The sequence below is a fragment of the Streptomyces sp. NRRL B-3229 genome (genome assembly GCF_000719505.1).
In the GTDB taxonomy this organism is placed as follows: domain Bacteria; phylum Actinomycetota; class Actinomycetes; order Streptomycetales; family Streptomycetaceae; genus Streptomyces; species Streptomyces griseorubiginosus.
In genome coordinates this window covers 1-6,344 of the sequence record NZ_JOGP01000051.1, presented here as the reverse complement: position 1 = coordinate 6,344, position 6,344 = coordinate 1, and the positions used below count along the sequence as shown (strand labels likewise).

Here is a 6,344-nt window from a genome sequence, read left to right as displayed (position 1 = left end):
GGACTGCAACTCCCCAGGGGCGCGGGGAACTGCGCGACCAGCCACGACGGACCTCAAGCCGCCCAACAAGCGAACCCGGCACCCCCGTAGGCGCCCGGCTCAAGCCCAGCGCAGCGGGGGCGCGGCCGGCCGCAACGGACCCGCACCCGCCGAACAACCGAACCCGGCACCCCCATAGGCGCCGCACCCCCCGTCCCCGAACGGCCCAACCTCACCCCGGTCCCCGCCCGAAACCTCCCTAACCTGGAGCGATGGGTGAGGACATCCGGCTGGCCGCGGTCGTCTCGTTGGCGCAGGGCATGGCGGCGGCCCACGGCTCGCGGGAGGCGTGGCGGGCCGCTGCCGGTGGGGCGTGCCGTGCGCTCGGGGGGAGTTTTGCCGCGCTGTCGGTGTGGGAGCGGGAGCTCGGGCGGCTCAGGGTCCTCGTCAATGTCGGTGATCGCGTGGCCGGCGAGGAGGAGTTTCCCGAGGGGGAGGCCTACCCCGTGCACCAGTTCCCCGAGATCACCGAGTTCCTGCACGAGCGGTGGGCCGGGGGTGGGGAGCCCAACGCGTGGGTGGAGACGGCGGAGGGGCCCGCGGCGGGAGGGCGGCCGGGGTATGTGCATCAGCGGGTCGCCGCCCTGCGCAGGAGGGGGAGGGGGTGTTGCGTTGTCGCACCGATCGTGCTGAACGGGCGGGCGTGGGGCGAGTTGTACGTGGCCCGGCCCGTCGGCGCCCCGCTGTTCGGGCGGGAGGACGCCGACTTCGCCACCGTGCTGGCCGCCGTCGTCGCCGCTGGGATCGCCCAGGCGGAGCGGCTGGAGGAGGCCAGGCGGCTGGCGTTCACGGACGCGCTGACCGGGCTCGCCAATCGCCGGGCCGTGGACATGCGGCTGGACGAGGCGGTCGAGCGGCACAAGAGGGACGGGGTCGTCGTCAGTCTCGTCGTGTGTGATCTCAATGGGCTCAAGAGGGTGAACGACACCCAGGGGCATGCCGTGGGGGACCGGCTGCTGGAACGTTTCGGCTCGGTGCTGTCGCTGTGCGGGGCCATGCTGCCGGGGGCGCTCGCCGCGCGGCTCGGCGGGGACGAGTTCTGTCTGCTCGCGGTCGGGCCCGACGCCGACGACGTGGTGCGGGCCGCCGGCGAACTGTGCCGGAGGGCCGGGGAGCTGGAGCTGGGGGAGGGTGTGGCGTGCGGGGTCGCCTCGACCGCGGATCCCATCGGACCCGTGCGGTCGGCCCGGCGGCTGTTCCGGCTCGCAGATGCCGCGCAGTACCGGGCCAAGGCCGAGCGGGCCACGACGCCGGTGGTGGCCGGGCGGGGCGGGGCCGAGGACCCGGTCGTACGGCTGGCGGACACCGCGCCTTCCGAGGCCTCGCCGGAGCGTCGGCGGTTCCGGGGGCGGCCCACCTGAGGGGCCGGGGACGGTAAGGGGCGTAACCCCGACCCAGTAGTGACATCCTCGAATTCAATGCGTACGCTCCTGAATATGGATATGCACACTGTGGTGGTGGGGACGTCCGGGGTCACCGCGTCCGACGTCCTCGCCGTGGCGCGCGGCGGCGCCCGGGTCGAGCTCTCCGGGGAGGCGGTCTCGGCGCTGGCGGCCGCCCGCGGGATCGTGGACGCGCTCGCGGCCAAGCCCGAGCCCGTCTACGGCGTCAGCACCGGCTTCGGCGCCCTGGCGACCCGGCACATCAGCCCGGAACTCCGGGCCCGGTTGCAGCGCAACATCGTGCGCTCGCACGCCGCCGGAATGGGTCCGCGGGTGGAGCGGGAGGTCGTACGGGCGCTGATGTTCCTGCGGCTGAAGACCGTCTGCTCGGGACGCACCGGGGTGCGGCCCGAGGTCGCGCAGACCATGGCCGACGTGCTCAACGCCGGGATCACGCCGGTCGTGCACGAGTACGGCTCCCTCGGGTGCTCGGGTGATCTCGCGCCGCTGTCGCACTGTGCCCTGACCCTGATGGGGGAGGGGGACGCCGAGGGGCCCGACGGTGTCGTGCGGCCTGCCGGGGAGTTGCTCGCCGAGCACGGGATCGCTCCCGTCGAGCTGCGGGAGAAGGAGGGGCTCGCCCTCCTCAACGGCACCGACGGCATGCTCGGGATGCTGGTGATGGCCCTCGCCGATCTCGACATGCTCTACAAGTCCGCCGACATCACCGCCGCGTTGAGCCTCGAGGCGCTGCTCGGCACCGACCGGGTGCTCGCGCCCGAGCTGCACGCCATCCGGCCGCACCCGGGGCAGGGGGCCTCCGCCGCCAACATGCTGGCCGTACTGGAGGGTTCGGAGCTCACCGGGCATCACCAGGACGACGCGCCCCGCGTCCAGGACGCCTACTCCGTGCGCTGCGCGCCGCAGGTCGCCGGGGCCGGGCGGGACACCATGGCCCATGCGCGGCTGGTGGCGGAGCGGGAGTTGGCGTCGGCCGTCGACAACCCCGTTGTGCTGCCCGACGGTCGGGTGGAGTCGAACGGCAACTTCCATGGCGCGCCCGTGGCTTACGTGCTCGACTTCCTCGCCATCGCCGTCGCCGACCTCGCGTCCATCGCGGAGCGGCGGACCGACCGGCTGCTCGACAAGAACCGGTCCCACGGGCTGCCGCCGTTCCTCGCCGACGACGCCGGGGTCGACTCCGGGCTGATGATCGCCCAGTACACCCAGGCCGCGCTGGTCAGCGAGTTGAAGCGGCTGGCCGTCCCGGCGTCCGCGGACTCGATCCCCTCGTCCGCGATGCAGGAGGACCACGTGTCGATGGGGTGGTCGGCCGCGCGCAAGCTGCGCACCGCCGTCGACAACCTGACCCGGGTCCTCGCCGTCGAGCTCTACGCCGCCTCGCGCGCCGTCGAGCTGCGCGAGGGGCTGCGCCCGGCGCCGGCGACCCAGGCCGCCATCACGGCCGTACGCAAGGCCGGTGTCGAGGGCCCCGGTCCCGACCGGTTCCTGGCGCCTGACCTCGCCGCCGCCGACGTGTTCGTGCGGGAAGGGCGGCTGGTGGAGGCGGTCGAGGCCGTCACCGGACCGCTGCGCTAGACAGCGACCAGGGCCCCTGCCGTACGACCACGGCGGGGGCCCTCGGTGTCACTTGAGCGCGGCCACCTGCGCGTCGAGCACGGCGGTCGCCGCGGTGGCTGTGCGTCCCCCCCGGTGGACCCTTCACGAGCGGACCATGAAGGGACGGCCAAGAAAACGTCAAGCGCGTTTAAAAACCGAGGCGTTCCCGGCGTACCGAATAGACGACGAAGCCGGCACCCAGCGTGAGGAACAGGGTGCCGCCGACGACGTACGGCGTGGTGTCGATGCTGCCGGTGTCGGCGAGTTCGGCGCCGTCCCCGGTCGTCTCCGCGCCCGTGGTCGTGACCCGCGCCTGCGCCGTGGCCTGCACGGACGGCTCGGTTCTGACCGGCTTGTCCTGGGTCGCGTTGGCGGACGGGACGAACCAGAGGGCACCCAGAAGGGTCCCCGCGGCGGTGGCGGTCAGCAACGGACGGCGAACGGATGACACGGAATATCGATCCCCTTGTGGCACTGGCGAATTGGCCGTGTGGGGCGATGTTAGTGAAAGACGCGGGTCACGGGAAAGTCACGGGAGCGACGGGCCGTACTCTCCGGGCATGAGCACTGAAGAGACATCACGCTTTGTACGGCTTCGGGTGGAACTCGTCGTCGAGGTCGACGACCAGGACGCCCTCAGCCGGGCCGCGCTGGAGCGGATCGCGGAGGATCCGGACATGCCGGACGAGGAGCGGGCGCACGCCGAGGGCGCTGTGACAGAAGACACTGCCGAGGCCCTCGCCTATCTCGTGGACCCGTTCGACCTGGTGGGGGAGGTGCCCGGGGTCGAACTGGCCCAGGCCTCGTGGAGCAGTGAGCAGATCGACTACGACCCGGATTCGCCGGACTGGGACCTCGACGGGGATGATGTCGAGGAGGACGACGAAGAAGAGGCTGTCGGCTGAGCGCGCCCAGGGAACGACTGACCCCGGGTGGCAACCGCCGCCCGGGGTTTCGTCGTCTCAGGAGTCGCACGAACCGACAGACGCACCCTCCGCCACAGCGGACGTGGTGTGCCCCACACCTTCCGAGAAGGTGGAACGGGACGAACCGGTCGTAGCGTTTAGGTTCATTGACGGGGACCCTCGGGGTTTCTGGGGATTCGGCAACGATGGAGAAGCGTGTGATGACGGTCAGCAAGCGGCGCAGGGGCCTGACGGTCGCGTCCGCACTGCTCGGCGGGGTACTGGTGCTTTCCGCCTGTTCTTCCGGTGGCGACGACTCCTCCTCGAAGGGCGGCGGCGACACCTCGCAGGCCAAGGCCGACGAGGCGGCGGCCAAGAAGAGCTCCCAGGCCGAGATCAGGATCACGCCCAAGGACGGCACCGACAACGCCTCCATCAACAACTCCGCCGCCGTCACCGTGAGCAAGGGCACGCTCACCGCCGTGACGATGACGACCGCGGACGGCGCGAAGGTCCCCGGCCAGCTGTCCGCCGACAAGACCAGCTGGAAGCCCGACGCCCAGCTGGAGCGCTCCACGACCTACAAGGTCGCCGCGGAGGCCAAGGACGCCGACGGGCTCGCCGCCCACGAGAACGCCTCCTTCACGACGGTCTCCCCGGCCAACAGCTTCATAGGCAACTTCACGCCGGAGAACGGCTCGACGGTCGGCGTGGGCATGCCGGTGTCGATCAACTTCGACAAGGCGATCACCAACAAGGCGGCCGTCCAGAAGGGCATCACCGTCTCCTCCAGCAGCGGTCAGGAGGTCGTCGGTCACTGGTTCAACGCCAACCGCATCGACTTCCGCCCCGAGGACTACTGGAAGGAGAACTCCACCGTCACGCTGAAGCTCGCGCTCGACGGGGTGGAGGGTGCCAACGGGGTCTACGGCGTCCAGCAGAAGACGGTCACCTTCAAGATCGGCCGCAACCAGGTCTCGTACGTCGACGCCAAGACCAAGCAGATGAAGGTCACGCAGAACGGCCAGACGATCAAGACGATCCCGATCTCGGCCGGCTCGCCGGAGAACAAGACGTACGAAGGCGTCATGGTGATGTCCGAGAAGTTCAAGGAGACGCGCATGAACGGCGCGACCGTGGGCTTCACCGACGACGACGGCAAGGGCGAGTACGACATCAAGGACGTGCCGCACGCCATCCGGCTCACCAACTCCGGCACCTTCATGCACGGGAACTACTGGGGCGCCAAGTCCATCTTCGGCTCCGTGAACACCAGTCACGGCTGCGTGGGCCTGTCCGACACCAAGGGCGCCAACGACACCGGCACCGCGGCGTACTGGATGTACACCCACTCGATCGTCGGTGACGTCGTGGTCGTCAAGAACACCGGCGACAAGACGGTGGCCCCGGACAACGGCCTCAACGGCTGGAACCTGAGCTGGGCCGACTGGAAGGCGGGCTCGGCGGTCTGACGCCGAGCGCTCCGCAGAACGCCGCCAAACGCGCTCGCCGCCCTCACGGGTGGCGGGCGCGTTTCGCTATCCGGGCGGAGCACGGCCTCAACTCCCTCTGAACCCGGCGGTCTTGTAACAGACTTTGCTGTCGGTGACTTGTCTGTTGAACGTGGTGATCACCCCTCGGCATACTGCGGGCACCGGGGGGTGCACGTACATGCGTGCGAAACTCCCCCCGCCCGGGTGAACGGGGAATTCACCCGGTCCTTCTGCAAGGGGGAATCTTGCGCAGACAAGTGAAAAAGGCATGCGCGGCCACGATCGCCACGGCGGCCGCGGTAGCGCTCGCGGCGGGAATGACCAGCCCCGCCTCGGCGGACGCGCAACAGACCGCGAGCGTCTCGCGGTCCGGCAAGGCCCAGCTCACGCCCCACCACCGCATCACTCTGATCACCGGTGACCGTGTCGTCGTCGACGCCAAGGGCCGCGTCGTCGGCCTGGAGCCCGCGAAGGGACGCGCGCACATACCGGTGCAGCTCCGCAAGGCCGACGGCCACACCTATGTGCTGCCGTCCGACGGCCGCCGTCCGCAAGTCCCAGGCCAAGGGACTGAAGGTCATCGTCGGCTACCAGGGCGCGGCGAGCGCGGCCAAGGCCGAGGTCCGGGACGCGGGCACGCTCCGCCACTCCCCGCCTCCGGTATCGCGCACGTCTGGCTCGACGGTGTCCGCAAGGCCAGTCTGGACAAGTCCGTGCCGCAGATCGGCGCTCCCACGGCGTGGGCGGCCGGCTACGACGGCAAGGGCGTCAAGATCGCCGTTTTGGACACCGGTGTCGATGCGACCCACCCGGACCTCAAGACGCAGGTGATCGAGTCCAAGAACTTCTCCGCCGCGGCTGACGCGACGGACAAGTTCGGTCACGGCACGCATGTCGCGTCCATC

At 70.5% G+C, this 6,344-nt stretch carries 5 protein-coding genes and 1 pseudogene; 5 read left to right on the top strand and 1 reads right to left on the bottom strand.

Annotation, left to right across the window (positions count from 1 at the left end; translation table 11 throughout):
- Positions 1–251: 251 nt before the first annotated feature.
- Complete coding sequence (locus IF54_RS0138310; RefSeq protein ID WP_030327294.1) at positions 252–1,400, top strand: GGDEF domain-containing protein; 1,149 nt, start codon at positions 252–254, stop codon at positions 1,398–1,400.
- An 81-nt stretch (positions 1,401–1,481) separates the two neighbouring features.
- Positions 1,482–3,020 (top strand): histidine ammonia-lyase, encoded by a 1,539-nt coding sequence (hutH, locus tag IF54_RS0138305; RefSeq protein ID WP_030327293.1) that lies wholly within the window; start codon positions 1,482–1,484, stop codon positions 3,018–3,020.
- A 169-nt stretch (positions 3,021–3,189) separates the two neighbouring features.
- On the opposite strand, the gene IF54_RS0138300 is transcribed toward hutH, so the two are convergent.
- Positions 3,190–3,471, bottom strand: coding sequence for an LPXTG cell wall anchor domain-containing protein (locus tag IF54_RS0138300; protein WP_020141433.1), 282 nt, complete (start codon positions 3,469–3,471; stop codon positions 3,190–3,192).
- A 130-nt stretch (positions 3,472–3,601) separates the two neighbouring features.
- On the opposite strand from IF54_RS0138300, the gene IF54_RS0138295 reads away from it, so the two are divergent.
- The 3 genes and pseudogenes from IF54_RS0138295 to IF54_RS0138285 form a co-directional block, all read left to right on the top strand.
- Positions 3,602–3,946 carry a hypothetical protein gene (locus IF54_RS0138295; RefSeq protein ID WP_030327292.1) on the top strand — a complete coding sequence of 115 codons (345 nt, stop codon included), beginning with the start codon at positions 3,602–3,604 and terminating at the stop codon, positions 3,944–3,946.
- Between the two features lie 206 nt (positions 3,947–4,152).
- Positions 4,153–5,418: a L,D-transpeptidase gene (locus tag IF54_RS0138290; protein WP_030327291.1), complete on the top strand. Its 1,266-nt coding sequence runs from the start codon at positions 4,153–4,155 to the stop codon at positions 5,416–5,418.
- A gap of 278 nt (positions 5,419–5,696) precedes the next feature.
- Positions 5,697–6,344, top strand: a pseudogene (locus IF54_RS0138285) (S8 family serine peptidase); the annotation flags it as partial.